At 61.7% G+C, this 17773-nt stretch carries 13 protein-coding genes; 4 read left to right on the top strand and 9 right to left on the bottom strand.

Going from position 1 to position 17773, the window contains the following annotated elements; translation table 11 throughout:
* Positions 1–72 precede the first annotated feature (72 nt).
* Together EM6_RS11995 and EM6_RS11990 are read left to right on the top strand one after the other, a co-directional pair.
* Positions 73–1032 (top strand): MJ0042-type zinc finger domain-containing protein, encoded by a 960-nt coding sequence (locus EM6_RS11995; protein WP_126423332.1) that lies wholly within the window; start codon positions 73–75, stop codon positions 1030–1032.
* A 16-nt stretch (positions 1033–1048) separates the two neighbouring features.
* On the top strand, positions 1049–1558 hold the full coding sequence (locus EM6_RS11990) for a phosphoribosyltransferase (RefSeq protein WP_126423329.1): 510 nt from the start codon (positions 1049–1051) through the stop codon (positions 1556–1558).
* A 166-nt stretch (positions 1559–1724) separates the two neighbouring features.
* On the opposite strand, the gene EM6_RS11985 is transcribed toward EM6_RS11990, so the two are convergent.
* From EM6_RS11985 to EM6_RS11975, 3 genes are all read right to left on the bottom strand, one after another.
* Positions 1725–4841 carry an efflux RND transporter permease subunit gene (locus tag EM6_RS11985; protein ID WP_126423327.1) on the bottom strand — a complete coding sequence of 1039 codons (3117 nt, stop codon included), beginning with the start codon at positions 4839–4841 and terminating at the stop codon, positions 1725–1727.
* Positions 4842–5048: 207 nt separating this feature from the next.
* Entirely contained in the window at positions 5049–7838 is a 2790-nt protein-coding gene (locus EM6_RS11980; RefSeq protein ID WP_126423325.1) for an EAL domain-containing protein, read from the bottom strand.
* 105 nt (positions 7839–7943) lie between these two features.
* A complete protein-coding gene (locus EM6_RS11975; protein WP_126423323.1) occupies positions 7944–8543 on the bottom strand; it encodes a TetR/AcrR family transcriptional regulator in 600 nt (199 codons plus the stop codon).
* A 154-nt stretch (positions 8544–8697) separates the two neighbouring features.
* Between EM6_RS11975 and EM6_RS11970 the strand changes: the two genes are divergently transcribed.
* Entirely contained in the window at positions 8698–10371 is a 1674-nt protein-coding gene (locus EM6_RS11970; protein ID WP_126423321.1) for an EAL domain-containing protein, read from the top strand.
* Between the two features lie 60 nt (positions 10372–10431).
* Complete coding sequence (locus EM6_RS11965) at positions 10432–11175, top strand: hypothetical protein (protein WP_126423318.1); 744 nt, start codon at positions 10432–10434, stop codon at positions 11173–11175.
* 6 nt (positions 11176–11181) lie between these two features.
* Here the strand turns inward: EM6_RS11965 and EM6_RS11960 are convergent, their stop codons facing one another.
* Genes EM6_RS11960 through EM6_RS11935 form a run of 6 tightly spaced genes read right to left on the bottom strand, consistent with a single transcriptional unit; the run spans position 11182 to position 17725 of the window.
* The gene (locus EM6_RS11960; RefSeq protein ID WP_232037162.1) at positions 11182–12105 is read right to left on the bottom strand and encodes an RDD family protein; all 924 of its coding nucleotides are present in this window, start codon (positions 12103–12105) and stop codon (positions 11182–11184) included.
* Positions 12092–13147, bottom strand: a complete 1056-nt coding sequence (locus EM6_RS11955; RefSeq protein ID WP_126423314.1) for a stage II sporulation protein M — start codon at positions 13145–13147, stop codon at positions 12092–12094. Before EM6_RS11955 ends, EM6_RS11960 begins: the two co-directional genes overlap by 14 nt.
* Complete coding sequence (locus tag EM6_RS11950) at positions 13144–14454, bottom strand: DUF58 domain-containing protein (RefSeq protein ID WP_126423312.1); 1311 nt, start codon at positions 14452–14454, stop codon at positions 13144–13146. Before EM6_RS11950 ends, EM6_RS11955 begins: the two co-directional genes overlap by 4 nt.
* A complete protein-coding gene (locus EM6_RS11945; RefSeq protein WP_126423310.1) occupies positions 14451–15407 on the bottom strand; it encodes an AAA family ATPase in 957 nt (318 codons plus the stop codon). The genes EM6_RS11950 and EM6_RS11945 overlap by 4 nt, the downstream gene beginning before the upstream one ends.
* On the bottom strand, positions 15408–16979 hold the full coding sequence (locus tag EM6_RS11940; protein ID WP_126423308.1) for a hypothetical protein: 1572 nt from the start codon (positions 16977–16979) through the stop codon (positions 15408–15410).
* The gene (locus EM6_RS11935; RefSeq protein ID WP_126423306.1) at positions 16976–17725 is read right to left on the bottom strand and encodes a hypothetical protein; all 750 of its coding nucleotides are present in this window, start codon (positions 17723–17725) and stop codon (positions 16976–16978) included. Before EM6_RS11935 ends, EM6_RS11940 begins: the two co-directional genes overlap by 4 nt.
* Between the last annotated feature and the right edge of the window lie 48 nt (positions 17726–17773).

The following is a 17773-nucleotide window of genomic DNA, read 5'->3' as shown; positions in this document are numbered from 1 at the left end:
TTGTTAATGCTTTTCGGCCAAAAAGGTTAAGCACCCGTTTGGTTAACGGGCCTTATGTAGTGATTCGTCCGGATGCTTCTGACCTGTCCCAAATGCGCGCTCAGTTACGCGATCGATGAGGCCCAGTTGGGGCCTCAGGGTCGCACCGTGCGCTGCGCTTCGTGCAAGACCACCTGGCACGCGGAAAAGCCCGAAGAGCCGATCGAACTGCCGCTCGAAAAGGCCGTGGAAAAGCCTGCCACCGGGTTGAAGGAAGTCAAGGCGAAGAAGATTCCGTCGCTGTACCGCGACATGATCGAAAGCCAGAAGCGACACAAGGCCCTGATGGCGCAGGGCATCATCTGGGGCGCGCTGGCGGCTACCTTCGTTGCCATGCTGGGCACGGCCTTTCTGCTGCGCGTCGATCTGGTGCGCGCCTTTCCGCGTCTGGGCGGGGCCTATGCGGCCGTGGGCGTTTCGGTAAATGCCGCCGGTCTGGAGTGGCTGGACGACAAACTCGAAAACAATCTGCGGGGCGGTCGCTTTGTCGCAACTGTGACGCTAAAGGTCAAAAACATCCGCGATGAGGCCAATCCGGTGCCCCCGGTGCGCGTGGAGTTGATGGACAAGGACTTGCAGCCGCTTGACACTATCCTCATCCCACCTCTCGGTCTCACGCTGGAGGCCAACGAAACCCGCGTCCTGACCTTTGACATTCCTGACCCCTCCAACCGCGTCAAGAATATCAGGCTGGGCTTTGACCTGCAGGCGGCCAAGGACCTGTCTCGCGTGCGTCCGTCCCTGATGAACGGCAGCGGTGGCGGGCACGGCGAAGAGGCGCACGGGGATGGCGGCCACGGGACACCACCGGCGACAGAAGACGCCCACGCGGCTCCGGGTCATGAAGCGGCCCCCGCGGCCGATGCCGGACATGCGGCGACGGCTGCGGAAAACGCGCATGGAGACGCGACAACTGCGGCTGACCATGCTACGGAAAAACCAGCCGAGCTGCGGCCCGCGCCTGACGCGCCCTCTGCCGCCGCTCATCACTAGTTTTTACTGAGTTTACATGACCTACGACATTCTCCTGAGCGAGGCGGACATCGCCGCGCGCATCGACGCTATGGCCAGGGAAATGGCCCCGCGCCTCACCGAAGAGACGGTGGGCGTCTGCCTGCTGACCGGCGGCATCTGGTTTGCCGCAGACCTGACGCGCGCGCTGGCCCGCCACGGCCTCGGCATCGGCTTTGATTCGATGTGGCTGTCCTCCTATGGCGATGGTCGTCAGAGCGGGGAGATGATCCTGCGCGCTGACCTGCAACGCCCGGTCAAGGGCAAGCAGGTGCTGATCATGGACGATGTGCTGGATACGGGCGCGTCGCTGAAATTCGCCCGCGACCACCTGCTGCGCGCCGGGGCCACCGAGGTGCTGACGGCCGTCATGGCGTCGAAGCCCGTCACGCGTCAGATTGAAGCCGATTATGTCGGCTGGGAAGCGCCCAAACGCTATCTGGTCGGCTATGGTCTTGACGATGGGGGTCGTCTGCGCGGCCTGCCGTTTATCGGGGCGCTGGACTGAGTGAACGCGAAAGCAAAAGCTAAAAAGGCTATCCGGTGGAAAAACGGATAGCCTTTTTGTTTCTGAACCCCTTACGCTTGGCGCGATAACCTGACTGGTCATCCAATGCCAGACATACCCCCGCCGCGTTACAACGGGGATCTCTGTCCGGAGCGGGAGGAGAGACTCAGACCTCTTTGGCTTCGTTGCGGTATTTGCGGTTGAACAGTTTCTGCACCAGCACGAAGAACAGCGGGATATAGAAGATGGCCAGCAAGGTCGCTGACAACACCCCGCCAATCAGGCCCGTACCAATGGCGTGCTGCGCCCCCGACCCGGCCCCATTGGCCAAGGCCAGAGGCAGGACGCCGAAGGTAAAGGCGAACGAGGTCATCAGAATGGGCCGCAGACGGATGCGCGAGGCTTCCAGCGTGGCGTCGATCAGGCCCATGCCGCGTTCCTGAAGCGTGCGGGCGTATTCGACGATCAGGATGGCGTTCTTGCACGACAGGCCGATGGTGGTGAGCAACCCGACCTGAAAAAAGATGTCGTTGTCGAGGCCGCGCGCCCACGTCGCCACCAGCGCCCCCAGAACCGCCAGAGGCAGGACCAGAATAACCGAAAACGGGATGGTCCAGCTTTCGTACAGGGCGGCCAGCAACAGGAAGACAACCAGCACCGACAGGGCGTACAGCGCCGGGGCCTGTGCGCCGGATTCGCGTTCCTGCAAGGACAGGCCGGTCCATTCAATCGCCGTGCCCTGCGGCAAGCCGGTAGCCAGATCTTCGATCGCCGCCATGGCATCACCTGACGATACGCCGTCGGCGGGCGCCCCCTGCACACCCGTCGAAGGCGACCCATTGTAGCGTTCCAGCGTCGGCGCCCCCGCCTGCCAGCGGGTCGAACCAAAGGCCGGGAATGGCACCATGCCTCCGTCCTTGTTGCGCACATACCAGCGGTTCAGGTCTTCCGGGCGCATGCGATAGGGGGTATCGGCCTGCACATAGACGCGTTTAACGCGGCCGCGATCAATAAAGTCATTGACGTAAGAGCCACCCCAGGCCGCAGCCAGCATGGCATTAATGTCCGACACGCTGACGCCCATGGCCCCGGCTACCGTCTTGTTGATGTCGATTTTGAGCTGCGGCGTGTAATCCTGCCCCCCTGAGCGCACCGAGCCCAGCCGCGGGTCTTTTTCGGCGCGGCGGATGAAATCGTTGCGTGCCGCCAGCAGCGCCGCCGGCCCGACGCCGCCGACATCCTTGATGACAAAGGAGAAACCCGACGCATCGCCCAGAGAACGCACCACCGGCGGCTGGGTGGGGATGATGCGGGCATTGCGGTATTCAGGCTTGGCAAATTCCTTGCGCGCGCGCTCAATAACCGCCGGCACGCGCAGGTCGCTGCCCTTGCGTTCCTCAAACGGCTTCATGCGGATATTGACCTGCCCCTGATTCTGCCCGTTGGAGCCAACGCGCGCAAAGACGTAGCGCGCCGTCGGGTCCTTTTGCAGATAGGCCTCGACCTTTGCCACCACCTCATCGGTCGTCTTGCGCGTCGTGCCGACGGGCAATTGAACGATGGTCTGCATGAAGCCCTGATCCTCGTCCGGCAGGAAGGAGGTCGGCAGGACGCGGAACATCATGCCGCAAGCCACCAGCACGACGCCATAGATGGCCAGATAGCGCAGCGGCTTGCCGATAATGCGGCCCACCGCCCCCATATAGCCGTGACTGGCGCGGGTGAAGCTTGTGTTGAACCAGCCGAAAAAGCCTTTCTTTTCGGCGTGCTTCTGAGGATCAACCGGCTTGAGGATGGTGGCGCACAAGGGGGGCGTCAGGATCAGGGCCACCAGCACCGACAGGGCCATGGCCGAGACGATGGTGATCGAGAACTGACGATAGATGATGCCCTGCGTACCACCAAAAAAGGCCATAGGCACGAACATGGCCGACAGGACCAGACCGATGCCGATCAGCGCGCCGGTAATCTCATCCATGGATTTGCGCGTGGCTTCCTTGGGGTCGAGCCCCTCTTCGCGCATCACGCGCTCGACGTTTTCGACGACCACGATGGCGTCATCGACCAGCAGGCCGATGGCCAGCACCAGACCAAACATGGTCAGAAGGTTGATCGAATAGCCGAAGGCCGCCAGAATCCCCAGCGTCCCCAGAAGCACGACCGGCACGGCGATGGTCGGGATGATGGTCGCACGCCAGTTTTGCAGGAACAGGTACATGACGATGAAGACCAGCACGATGGCTTCGATCAGGGTCTTCAGCACCTCCTTGATCGACAGCTTGATGAAGTCAGTCGAGTCATTGGGAATGGCGTAGGCGATGTTCTTGGGGAAGGATTTGGACAATTCTTCCATCTTCGCCTTGACCAGTTCAGCCGTCTTCAATGCGTTAGCACCTGTGGCCAGACTGATCGAAATACCCGTCGCGGGCTGACCGTTCAGGCGGCTGATGGAGTCATAGCTCTGTTGCCCCAGTTCGACGCGGGCCACGTCGCGAAGATAGACCGTCGCACCGGAGGTATCGCTTTTGACGATGATGTTCCGGAATTCATCCGCCGTGGTCAGACGCGACTGAGACGTGATGGTGGCATTGAGCGCGATATCGTCTGTGGTCGGCTGCGCCGCCAGTTGCCCTGCAGACACCTGAGCGTTCTGGGCACGGATCGCCGTCACCACATCGGCGGGCGTCAGATTGAAGGCCACCAGTTTTTCAGGATTGAGCCAGATACGCATGGCATAGCCGGAGCCGAACACATTGCTTTCGCCTACCCCGTCCACGCGCGCCAGCGTGTCCTGCACATTGGATACCAGATAGTCACCAAGGTCGGCATTGGTCAGCGATCCGTCCGTTGAATACAACGAAATGACCAGTAGCTGATTATTTGAAGCCTTGTTGACGCGCACGCCCTGCGCCTGCACGTCCTGCGGCAGGCGGTTGATGACGGCCTGCACCTGATTTTGCACCTGCACCTGAGCCGTGTCGATATTGGTCCCGGCTTCGAAGACGAGGGTGACATTGGCAGAGCCGCTATCCGAAGACGAGGCCGTGATGTATTTCAGGCGATCGAGCCCGGTCATCCCCTGCTCAATGATCTGCGTCACCGAATCTTCGACCGTTTTCGCCGACGCCCCCGGATAGGAGGCGTTGATACGCACCTGCGGCAAGGCGATGTCCGGATACTGTTCAACCGGCAGGGTACGGATCGAAAGCAGACCGGCCAGCATGATAACAATGGCCACCACCCAGGCAAAGATGGGGCGGTCAATAAAGAAACGGGACAGCATGAAAACCCTTGGTCAGGCGACGTCAGCGCGAGGTGTCTTGGCCCACATCCGTCCCTGTGACAAGCCTTCATCGGCCCAGAGAAAAGAAGCCGCAAGCGCCAGAGAGAGGCTCGCTTGCGGCCAGAGCAGGATGTGCACCACAAGCTGTTACGGTAGGCGCTTACAAATCCGTCGCCCGTCTCAACATTCGGTATCAGATTTTACAAGTCACGCCGTCAGGCGCGCCGGGGCGGCTTCGTCGAGCACCTGCGCTGCCGGGCGGCCGAAATAATAGCCCTGCGCCTCGTCACAGCCTTCGCTGCGTAACAATTCAAGCTGCGCCACCGTCTCGACGCCTTCAGCCAGCACCGGCACCTCAAGACTGCGCCCCAGCGCCAGAATGGCGCGGATGATGGCGCGCGCCTGCGGGCTCTGTTCCGCCTCCATCAGGAAGGAGCGATCAATCTTGATTTTGTCGAACGGGAAGGCATTGAGCGTATCGAGCGACGAATAGCCCGTACCGAAGTCGTCAATGGCGATGGTCACGCCGAAGCTTTTGATCTGACGCAGGATATGCAGGGCACGCACCTTGTCGCCGATAATGGTCGATTCGGTGATTTCCAGCTCCAGACGGCGCGGTGACAAGCCGGTCTCGATCAGTATGGACTGCACCATACCAACCAGATCGGGGTGCGTTAGCTGCACCGGCGACAGGTTGACGGCCACCTTGGCCCCATTGGTCCAGGTGGCGGCCTCGGCGCAGGCCGTGCGCAACACCCACTCGCCGATATCAACGATAGCGCCGCATTCTTCGGCCACGGGGATAAAGTCGGCCGGGCTGACAAAACCGCGCTGCGGATGCTGCCAGCGCAGAAGGGCCTCGTAGCCGGTAATGGCCTGCGACGTGACCGACCGCTGCACCTGATAGTGGACGCGCAGCTCGTCACGAGCGATGGCCTGCCAAAGGTCCTTGGCGAGCGCGCGCCGGTCGCGGGCGGCTTCGTCCATGCGTGCTTCGTAGTAACAAACAGCCTCATGGCCGTTTATGCGCGGCTGCGCCTTGGCACGATAGAGCGCCAGATCGGCATTGTTCATAAGCGGCTCGCGCCCGTCGGCATCGTCGGGATAGACGGCCACGCCCATCGACCCGCCGGGAGAGACCTCAAACCCGTCGAGGTCGATAGGATCGTGCAGGGCCGCGTCCAGACGGCTGACGAAGTCGCTGAGTTCACGCGCTTCCGCAAATGTCTTGACGCAGGCAAATTCGTCGCCACCGATACGCCCCACGAACTCAGTGTCACCACACAGGCGCTGAAGGCGTTCGGCGATGATTTTCAGCACCTGATCCCCCGCCGCGTGGCCGCGCACATCATTGATTTCCTTGAAGCGGTCAAGGTCGATGGCCACCGCCGCCACCTTATGACCGGTGCGCGCCGCGCGATCCAGTTCGCGGTTCGTGTGCTGATTGAAATGTTCACGATTGGGCAGACCCGTCAGGCCGTCATGGCGCGCCATATGCGCGATACGGTCCTCGTCGCGGCGACGCGCCGTAATGTCATCAATCGTTGTCACCCAGCCGCCTTCGGGCAAGGGCCGGTAGGTCACCGACAGCACGGTGCCATTCGCCGATTCTGAAATCAGCGTCCCGCCTTCGGGCTGCGCAATCAGGTCCATGTGCATGCTATAGCGCGCCTCTATCTGCGCTTCGGTCGCCCCGGCGCGGCGCAGAATATTGCCCAAGACCTCGCGGAAAGGCGTGCCCGGACGCGCCATGTTCGGGTCATTGCCAAACATGCTGTAAACGCGCGGGTTGGCGAAAACGAGTCGATGATCGGCGTCATAGAGGCTGAGCCCTTGTGACATGTGGCGCAAAGCGGTGTCGAAATTGTGCGTGGTACGTTTCAGTATTTCGCGGTCCGCCCGGCGCTGCGTGATATCGCGCGTCACCTTGGCAAAGCCGATCAGTGTGCCGTCGCTCTCGTACATGGGGGTCAGGATGACGTGGGCCAGGAAGGTCGTGCCGTCCTTGCGCACGCGCTCGCCCTCCTCTTCGTAACGACCCTGTTCCAGTGCCGCCTGCAATATGGCCCGGGGCCGGCCGGCCTCACGGTCGGCTTCGGGGAAGAAGGTGGCAAAGGATTGGCCCACAATCTCGGACGCTGCATAGCCCTTGAAACGCTGCGCCCCGGCATTCCAGTTGCTGACCCGCCCCTGCGGATCGAGCATGTAGATGGCATAGTCGCGCACCGAGTCGATCAGAATACGCATGTGGCGCTCATTAGCAGCGACAGCGGCTTCGAACTTCTGACGCTGACTCAGGCTCATAATGCACAGGCCCATCACCGCGATGGCCACTACGGCCACCGTGATCGACATGCTGCCCGGATTGAGCATCAGGCCGCCCGTCGCGATACGCGGATCGGGCGTGACGTCCACGGCCCCCATGCCGATAAAGTGGTGTGCCACAATCCCCAGCACCATCAGACCGGTGGCCCCTGTCAGGGCATACCTATAGCGACTGGTTGCCAGCCACAGGGCCGCCGCTTCGAACCCCATACCCAGCAGAATGGAGGCCGCGACCAGTTCCGTGTGCCAGCCGATGTGCGCGGGCGCGATAACCGCCGACATGCCCGTATAGTGCATCCCCGCCACGCCCAGACCCAGCAAGGCCCCACCGACACCGCGCCACAGGCCTTGGCGCTCCGAAACGGCCAGAGCCATACCGGCACCGGTAATGGTCACGGCGATTACCAAAGACAGGAATGTTTTGAAAAGGTCGTAGCCAGTGGCGACGCCGGCGCTGTAGGCCAGCATGGCGATAAAGTGCGTCGCCCAGATACCGAAGCCGGCGGCCAACCCCGCCATCGCTACCCAGCGCCAGCGTTCAGCCCCGTCGGTCTCGCGGGCGTGGCGGGCCAGTCTGAGCGCTGTAAAAGAGGCGAAAACGCAGACGAGTGCCGCCAGGACGACCAACGCCCAGTCGTGCTGATCCCGTAAGCACGCGATAACTCTCAACATTTTCAAGCGTTCCACTCAGTGCATTTTGCACACCTTCTACAAAGCCATGCCATGGAAGGCTTTTCGATTGTGTTAACACCGAGACGTCTGACGCGCCTGACGGGTTCAGGTGCCCGGTAAGGTCTTGCTGAGGAGACGCTTGAGCTGAATCTGCTGAAGGCTGCGTTCGGCATTGGCGCGGGCGCAGCGCGCCGCCTGTTGCGGCGTTTCACGTAAGGCCCCGATCATGGCGCCTTCATAGAGCAAAAGCCATTCGTGCGACAGGCTATCGGCCATGTCGGCATAGCCCGCCTCCCCCAGCAGGGTTTCAAACCATTCGCGCAACTGATGGCGGGCGGCGGCCACCACATCAGCAATCGCCGGTTTGGCAGAGCCGAATTCGACCGTAGCCGTAATCAGCAGGTCCCCCCGCATTGTCGCTTCTGAGACCTGGGGCAGGGCATCGAACAGGGACAGGGGTCGCGATTTGACCTCACCCGCTTCGACGGCGATCTTGAGCGCGGCAAAATGCGAAATATGCCAGCGTTCAAGGCAGGCGAGGATCAGATCGTCCTTGGACGGGAAGTGGCGATAGAAGCTGGCCTTGGCGACCGCCGAGTCCGCAATGATGCGATCAATACCCGTCGCGCGAAACCCCTGCGTGGCAAATAACGGCAAGGCCGTCTGCACAATGCGATCCCTGACGCCCGTTTTGGTTCCAGCCATGTCCGGCCCTCCCTATGAGTGGCCCTGATTTTGACAGACAAGTCTGTCCTGTCAACGTTTACACATCGCTGCGCAGAGGCTTTATTAAGCATTTTCTGTTTAGGTGGCGGAGAAATCATGGTGGGTATGCACCCGCACAAGGACTTTTGGCTGCATGCCCGAACGCGACGACTACAAAAACCAGCGCGACCGCTACATTGCCTTTTCCCTCGCGGCTGCCGATCTGCTGGTTGAAGTCGATGAAGGCGGAAAAATCGCCCGCACCATCGGGGCCACCAACGCCCTTCTGGCCGAAGACGCCCAGAGCGTCAAAGGGCAGGCCATCGAAGCGCTGTTTCCCTCCGCAGATCGCTATCTGGTCGCCCGCCTGCTGGCACGGGCGCGTGAAATCGGGCGTATCGACCCGGCCACCGTCCGCCTGAAACCCGATGGCCGCAAACCGATCCATGTCAATCTGGGGGCCTGTTATCTGCCCGATCGGCAGCGGACCTTCGTGACCGTCACCGTGCTGTCTGAGCCGCTGGTCAAGGCCTTGCCTGAACGTGATGATATTTCGGGCCTGCTCGACCTGTGCGAATTCCAGCATATGGCCTCGCGGTCCATTAAACCCGGTGATGCCGGTTCGGGCGCGGCCATGTTGCAGGAAATGCAACTGATCCGGCTGAATGGCCTGAGCGACGCCATGGACAAGATGCCACAGTCGCGCTCTGAACAGTTGATGGGTGAAATCGGTGCCCTGCTGCGCGCCTCCTCAGGGCCGACCGGCGCAGCCGCCCGTCTGGGCGACGATGAATTCGGCCTGATGGCCGATCAGGGCACGAACGCCATCAGCGAAGCGCAACTGATGGGGGATATTCAGCAAGTGCTGAGTAATGCCGGGGTCAAGGAAGACCGCGTGTCTTCCAGCATTGTGACCCTGTCTATGGATACCACAAACCTCAGCGAAGACAGCGTCGCCAAGGCCCTGTCCTACGTCGTGGACAAGTTTACCAAGACCGCCGCGCTTGAAGCGCGTGATCTGCAAAACAGCCTGAACGCCGCTATCAACGCCGCCGTCGATCAGTATGCCCGCGTCAAGGCCGTCCTCGCTGCCGGTCAGTTCACCCTGCATTATCAGCCGGTTGTGGACATAGCGTCGCGTGAGGTTCATCACTACGAAGCGCTGTTGCGTTTCAACGGCGGGCTGGATTCCTACGACACGGTGCGCTTTTCCGAGCAGGTGGGGCTGGCGGTCGAGTTCGATCTGGCCGTCTGCGACAAGGCGATCAGCGCCCTGCATCAGTATCCCGGCGAGTCCATCGCTATGAACCTTTCGGGCCTTTCGGTGCAAAACGCGCAGTTCCGCGACCGCCTAAGTGCCCGGCTCACGGCCGAGCCTGCGCTCAAAAACCGGCTGATGTTCGAACTGACCGAGTCGCACATGATCGAGGATGTGGAGGACGCTGCGCGCTTCCTCGCCGATCTGCGCCGGCGCGGATATAAAATCTGTCTGGATGATTTTGGCTCAGGGGCTGCCGCCTACAATTATCTGCGCCGCTTCGATGTGGACTATATCAAGATAGACGGACCGTTCCTCAAGACCGCCCTCACCCAACCGCGTCAACGCGCCCTTATCCACTCCCTCGGCATCCTGTGTCAGGAACTGAAGTGCAAATGTATCGGTGAAATGATCGAGTCAGAAGACATGGTTCGTCTGGCCAAAGACCTAGGCATCACCCACGGACAGGGCTGGCTGTTCGGTAAGCCCGCCGCCCAGATTCCGCCGCGTAGTAATGCGGTATCCCACGCCGTGGCGCGCCGCAAAGGGGTCAGGGAAACCTGGGGCTGATCCCTCCCCTTGTCAGGGTCATTTTGACGGTCTAATCTCCTCGCTGGGGGAGAAAACATTATGTTCTCAGCTATTTTCAATCGCGGCTTCGACCTGTTGGGCCGGCACTTTGTGCTGATTTTCGGCACGGCCTTTTTTATCATGGGCCTGCCGTCGGTGCTGGGCGCCATCTTCCTCTACAACACGACGGGAAATGCAGAAGGCAGACTTTACGAGTCTCTATTAACGCACGGCTGGCTCACCGCCGCATATACGATGGCGTGTGTGACTTTATACCTGATCAACTATTCAGTCATTACGGAAATCGCCGTGACCGGTATTGCACGCAGTGAATTCCGGCTTGGCGCAGCCCTGAGTCGCAGCCTGCTGAATATAATTCCGCTTCTAATCCTCTTCATCCTTTGCGGCCTGATGATTTTGGCAGGGTTTATTCTGCTGATCGTTCCGGGGATTATCATAGGCCTTGGCTTGTCGGTCGCCTGTACGGCCTATATCGCCGAAGGCAAAATCGACATCCTGGCCGCCATATCCCGCAGTTTTGACCTGACCCGCGGCCACCGCTGGTCTTTGCTGGCGGTGTTTATCTGCGTAGGGCTTATGGAGTTTGCTATTGCGGCAATTGCCGATGCCCCGATGCTATTTGTCGGTCAGGGCCTGCCGCAACCGCTGATTATCGCCGTGTCCACCCTGATCAACACGCTGAGCGATGCCTTTTCGCTGGTGTTCGGCGTTGCCGCCTATGTGTGCCTGCGTCAAGCCAAGGAAGGCCAGCCGACCGACAGCGCGGCGGATGTCTTTAGCTGACGGTTTTTATTCGTCGAACTTGTCCTTGCGGCGACGCCCCAGAAGCATCCGCCCCTCAAGCTGCGCCCGCAGGGCGGCATAATAGGCCCGCAGGAACGCCTCGTCCGGAGGGATATCGCTGGCGATCTTGGGTTCGACCCAGCCGATGCGCGTCTTGATGCGATCGGCGACGGCACGCAGGGTGGTCGCACGCTTTTCGCGCAGGACCTCTTCCAGCACGCCCAGTTCCTTTTCGCCATAAACGCTGATCTGTTCCGGCGTAAAGCTTAGGCCGGGCGACGTGACCGGAACCTGTTCAGCCAGATCGAAGCTCAGGCGCTCACGCGGTACATGCACGACGCGCGTCCCGCCTAGAAAATCTCCCAGCCGCGCCCGCGACGTATTGAACAGAGGCAACAGGGCGAGAGTCAGGGTCCAGATCAGGGCCACCAGCGACACCCAGCCGCCATTGACGCTGGCCTGAAGCGCCAATGTTAGAGGCAAATACAGCTCCACCTCACGCAGGGCATTGCGCGTAATCACCGCTGAGGGGGTCAGATGACCGCCATCGTGCGAAATGACGCGAATCTTCATCACCCGCTTGCCTGGTGTAGCGGCGCGCGGCCCCAGCTCAAACAGCATGAAATAGCCCGAGCGCAGGAAGAAGCCGATCAGCACAAACAGGATAAACAGCGCCTGAATGAAGGGATGATCCATCTTCACATTATCGAACTTCAGATGTTCGAACGGCAGCAGGATGTACAGGATCACCAGCACGACGGGTGCCAGAATGATGATCAGAAAGTCGATCAGCAGCGCCGCCAGACGCGAGGCGAAGGAGGCCGTGCGGAACGACAGCACCACGCCTTCGGGCGTCGTCACCGGCGTGACGGGTCCATCAGTGAACGGCAGGGCGACGGCCCCGCCCTTCATCAGGTCAGGTCTGGCCATGACGGACCTCATGACTGACCTTTGGCGGGCGCGGTTTGCGCAGACGACCGACCGCGATGAAATAGGCCAGCCAAAAGACCAGCATAACCCCGCCAAACGTAAAGCGCGCCCACATCTCGGTCACCGTCTGACGCGCCACGCCTTCGATAAAGCCGGCGATGACCAGCATCAGCATCGCCCCCAGCATGGCCGTCCCGGCCAGCCGCCCGGCTTCGGCCAGCGCCGCCTTGCGCGTCAGGTGGCCGGGGAACATGATGCGCCGCGCCAGATGAAAACCCGCCGCCGCGCCGATGACAGCCGCCGTCAGCTCGGTCGTGCCGTGAATCGACAGCCAGGCAATGAAATCCGGTCCCAAACCGCGTGAGGCAAACAGCCACACCATCGCCCCGACCGACATGCCAAAGACAATCATCAGAAAGGCCGTCGGCAGGCCGCCGATCACCCCCAAAGCAAAGGCCGATAACGTCACCTGCGTGTTGTGACTCATCAGGAAGACCGAAAAGGCCGCGAGCGGTTCACCGCTTTCGCTGCCGCCAATGGTCTTGCGCAGGTCGTCAACGCTGGCGTTCAGATCGCGGCCCTGCGACATGCCCCCGACCAGCGGATCGTACCAACTGGGGTCGGCCATGCACATCAATATGCCCCCGACAATCCCCAGCACCAGACACAGGGTGGACAGGGACAGCTCCCCCCACAGGGCGCGCACCGAGCGCGGCAAGTCGCGCAGGAAGAAGTCACGTACAATCACCCCGGGTCGGGCGTGCGGACCGTACATATAGACATAGGCGCGCGCACACAGGGCCTGCAGGAAGGTGATCAGGTTGCGATCCAGCGAGATCGACTGCGCCATCGACAGGGATGACACAGTGGAACGATAAAGTACCGGCAGGTCCAGCAATTCCTCAGTGGTGAATTTGCGCAAGCCCCCGTTTTCGGCGCGGTCGATCTGTTTGGCCAGCGCCTTCCAGTCCTTTTCGCGCGCTTCGCGGAACTTCTGGCTCTTGAGTTGCAGAGGGGGCTTTTCGTTGGCGGCTTCGCTCACAACCGGTCCTCCCGTTTCATTTCCAGATATTTGAGCACCAGTTGCACCGCCATGGCCTCCGTGGTGGGCTCCAGCACTTCGATACCATAGCGGCGCAACGTCGCGTGAACGGTTTCGCGCTGCTGCAACAGGCGGCGGGCGAAGATGGCGCGCGTGACGTCATCTGCCGCCTGCGGCTCGGACGCGGCCAGCCCCTCCAGCACCTCATCGCGAAAGGCGACGAAGACGATCAGGTGCTTTTTCGACAGGCGCTGCAAGGCTTCGAGCATCAGGTCGGCACTGATTTCGTCGATAAAGTCGGTGAACAGCACGATCAGCGAACGGCGCGCGATCTTCGACCCCAGATCGGCCAGGGCCAGCGTATGGTTGGTTTCTTCGGGCCGGTCGTCGAGGCCCGATAACTGCGCCTTCAGCGTCTCATAGGCCTGCGTCCCGGCCAGCAGCGGCGCATTGTGGTAAGGCCTCGCCGCAAAAGCGAAAGAGCGCACATTGTCGCCGATTTTCAGCGCGCAGTAGCCCAGCAGCAGGCCGGCATAGAGGGCGCGGTCGAGCTTTTTGACCCGCAACAGCGGCTCACCCATCAGACGGCCGGTGTCGAAGGCCAGCACGATATGGTGGTTGCGCTCGGTCTGAAACTCGCGCGACAGCAGTTTGAGGTGGCGCGCCGAGGAGCGCCAGTCGATGCGGCGATGGTCCTGCGACGAGTCGTATTCGCGCAGCGCGTGGTATTCGGAACCGTTGTGCAACTGGTTCTGCACGCGCACCCCATAAACAGAGTCGCGTGAAAACAGGGCGGCGGCGTCCTGCTGCACGCCCTCAATATCCGGCGTGACCACCATTTCGGCCTTCAACGGTACGATTTTCTGCACATAGCCGAGGCCCAAAGCGCCGCTCCAGCGCAGATGCGCGGTTTCCACCGCCGCCTTGCCGCGCGCCGTGGCGCGCAGGGCCAGTTGTCCCTTGAACAGGCCAGCGTCGGGGCTCAGGGTCAGACCGGCCTGCGGCGTTTGCAGGCGCGACGACACGCCCCAGCGAATTTCGATTTTTTTGGGCGTGCGCGCCTTAAAGCGCACGGCGTAGGCAAAGCCATAGTCGCGCCCGACCCCGATGCGGCGCGGCAGAGGGATATCCAGCGTCAGGTGCGACGGCAGCGGCGCAAAAACCCCCTCAAACACCGCCAGCGCCATCAAACCCAGCATGATCAGCGGCATGACCCACCAGACGGCAGGCGCCACAAAGACCACCCCCGCCCCGAGAAGGACGCAGGCGATCAGTATCCGGATCAGGCGCGGGGTAGGATGGATCATCTGGGGATCTCGATACGCTCCAGAAGCCCTTGCAGGACGCCGTCCACCGACTGCCCCTCGATTTCGGCCGAGGGCGACAACAGCACACGATGGCGCATGGACGGCAGGTACAGCGCCTTGATGTCGTCCGGCAGCACATAGTCGCGTCCGTCCAGCGTGGCGCGCGCCCGTGCGGCCCGCGCCAGCAGCGCACCGGAGCGCGGCGAGGCCCCGACCGCCAGTGACGGGCTTTCGCGCGTGGCGCGGATCAGGCTGACGATATAGTCCAGATTGGCGTCATTGAGCCGCACCGTGGTCACCACGCGGATCGCCTCGGCCAAGGTCGCGGCATCCAGCACCGCCTCGATACCCGCCTGGTCCGGATCGAGCGTCACTGCGGAATTGCCCGCCTCGTCGATGATGCGGCGTTCTTCGCTGGCCGACGGATAGCCCAGCACGTGCTTGAACAGAAAGCGGTCCAGTTGCGCCTCCGGCAACGGATAGGTGCCCTGCTGCTCGATCGGGTTCTGGGTGGCGATGACCATGAAACGGTCGCCCAGATCGTAGCGCGTCCCGTCCAGCGTCACCTTGCGCTCCTGCATGGCCTCCAACAGGGCGGCCTGCGTCTTGGGCGGCGTGCGGTTGATTTCGTCGGCCAGCAGCAGATCGCAGAAGATCGGCCCCTTGGTCAGGGAGAAGGTCGAGGTCTGAAAATTGAACAGGTTGGAGCCCAGAATATCGGCCGGCAGCATATCCGGCGTAAACTGGATGCGGCCGAAACGCAGGGACAGCGAACGGCAGAAGGCGCGCGCCAGCAGGGTCTTGGCCGTGCCCGGAGGCCCTTCGAGCAGCACATGGCCCCCGGAAAACAGGGCGGTCAGCATCAGCTCGACCGTATCGGCCTGACCGATGATGACCTTGCCGATTTCGCCCTTAAGGCGCGCCGCAAGGCTGTGAACGTCGGAAATCTGCATCTAGCGCTCCGTTATCTGGTGCTTCCAGGCGTGCAGACGGCGCGCCCAACTCAGCAGTTGCATGGGGTTGGAAAGGCGGTCCGCCTCGGCCCTGAGGGCGCTGTAGCGTTCCGGGGTATTATGTTTTTCGCTCAGGCGCTCGGCCAGTTCATCCGGCCCCGCACTATGGCGGCTAAGGCCCAGCGCTTTCAGCGCCTGATCGCGCACCAGTTGCGCATAGGCCGGGGCCAGTTTCGGCTCGCGCCCAGCCTTGGCAATCAGGCGCGCGGCATTGTCGGCCAGCACGGTGACGCCGCGCCCGTGCGGCGTGTCGGTGGACGGATCATGCGCCGGACCAAAGCGCGAATAAGCTGACCACAGCATGGCCAGAGCCAGCACCAGAAGGCACAGAGGGACACCGATGAAGGGGGCGCGCGCCACATGGTGCATCAGGTTTTGTTCATTGGCCAGATTGTTGAAGGTCACGTCGAACGCTACGCTTTTGGCGCCCGGCGCAATGGCCTCAATGATGGACAAAGCCCCCGCCACCCGCTCCGGGTCCGCCAGCATCTGATTGTCCATCAGGTCCGGCTCGCTAAGCAGATAAACCGGGCTTTTGAACGGCTTTTCGCCCGGCATCGGATTGACGCGCGACAGCAGGACTTCGCCGTCCGGCCCCAGCAATAGCGGCGTCAGGTTGGGTCCGTTAAGCGATTGCAGGCCGCGGATGCGCCCGCTGGTATAGGCCTTGGTCAGCGTGGTCTGACCGGCGGCGGGTGTCAGGGCATAGGATTTGTAGCGACCCAGCGGCGCGCGCCCAAGGGCATAATTCAACCGTTGATAGGTGATCTTATAGCGGGTTTCACCGTCTTCCTGCACGGTCTGCTTGGTGACAGGCGACAACAGGGTCAGTTGCGAAAAGACGCGATTGGGGGCCTGAAAATGCGGGTTGATGTCCCAGCGCGGGTGCGACGGCATGGGACTGGCGGACCATTTGGGGGCGACGACCAGCACCACCTTGCCAATCGGCTTATACAGCAGCCGCTCGGCCTTTTCGGCGCTGGGCGTCGGCCAGTAATCATCGGCTTTTTTCGCCTCCATGTCGGCCTGAAACGAGGTCGAAGAGGCTTCCTGCGCGGCCTGCGACGCCGAGGCTTCGGCCTGAGCCTGCTTCAGTTTTTCCTGCATTTGCGCGCTGGTCTGGGATGAGGAGGTGGCGCTGGAGGTCGAAGACGCTCTGTGTTCCTCCGGCACCGGCTGAGGCTCGTAATATTCCGGGTCGTCATTGAATAGCGCGCTATCGCCATCCAGCGTGACGATAACCAGATCGCTGACCTTTTGCGGTCCTGTCTCCTGCCGCGACAGGGTGGTCTTGTAATTCGATGCCTCAAGAACGTCGCGCAAGCCCTTGAAACCCTGCGCCGAATAGCCGGTGACATTGGCCGCCTGCCCGCGCCCGGCGGGTTCCAGATGCGGTGTGATCAGCACCAGCCCGATCATCAGGAACAGGCCGGCGATCAGCACACCGACAACCACGGGCAACAGACGACTGGCCGGCGGCAGGCCTTTTTTCACGAAGGGCACGCGCATCATTTCGCCCCCTTCGGCAGGTGCTCTGAGGCAACGAAATCGACATAGGCCTTGCGGCAGGCTTCAAAGCCTTCGCGCCCGACAGGAATACCGGCAAAAAAGCTTTTTTCGGCCCAGCGGGTGATTTCGGCATAGGCCGGGCGCGCGTCTTCGGGCAGCAGCGGGTGTTTGCCAATGTCGCGCGCGGAATAGTGTTTGCGCACCAGATCGGGACGATAGGCGTTGAGATCGGCGACCGAGCGCTTGAGCAGCAGATGCACGGCCTCATCATACTGGCCCTTTTCGGCCAGGGCGTCGATTTCGTCGATCAGGGCGGCGGCGGCTTCGGCAGTCGGTCGCCACGGCGCATCGGCCTTCAGGCCGTCACGTTGAAACAGGCGCTCGACCTTGCCCGCAATAAAGGCGCGCACCAGCGGCGACAGCAGCAGGATGACCAGCGCAAACAGCAGGAGATACAGAAGCCACGGCAAGATGGGCGCGATGGGCTCCAGCAAATCACCAAAAAATTTGCTGACCTTGCCCAGCCACTCCAGAAAGGCTTTCAGCCAGCCGATATCGGCTTCCTTGGGCGGCGGGGTGTTGGTGAAGCGCGTTTGCAGCAGGCCATTTTCGTTGACCTTGCGGATCAGGGCTTCGGCGGAGGAGACATCAGCCGCCGTCACGCTGTCCGGTGCAGGCTGCGCCACAGGTGGCGGCGCGCTGGCCGCTGCGGACGCAGAGGCTTCGGTCGTGATGGCCGTAGCGCGCATAAGAACCCGTCTTCCCCCATACTTTACCCCGACCATAAGGGGTAAAAC

This window comes from Asticcacaulis excentricus (assembly GCF_003966695.1).
GTDB lineage: Bacteria > Pseudomonadota > Alphaproteobacteria > Caulobacterales > Caulobacteraceae > Asticcacaulis > Asticcacaulis excentricus_A.
The sequence above is the reverse complement of the archived record's forward strand: the minus strand, read 5'-3'. Positions and strand labels throughout refer to the sequence as shown.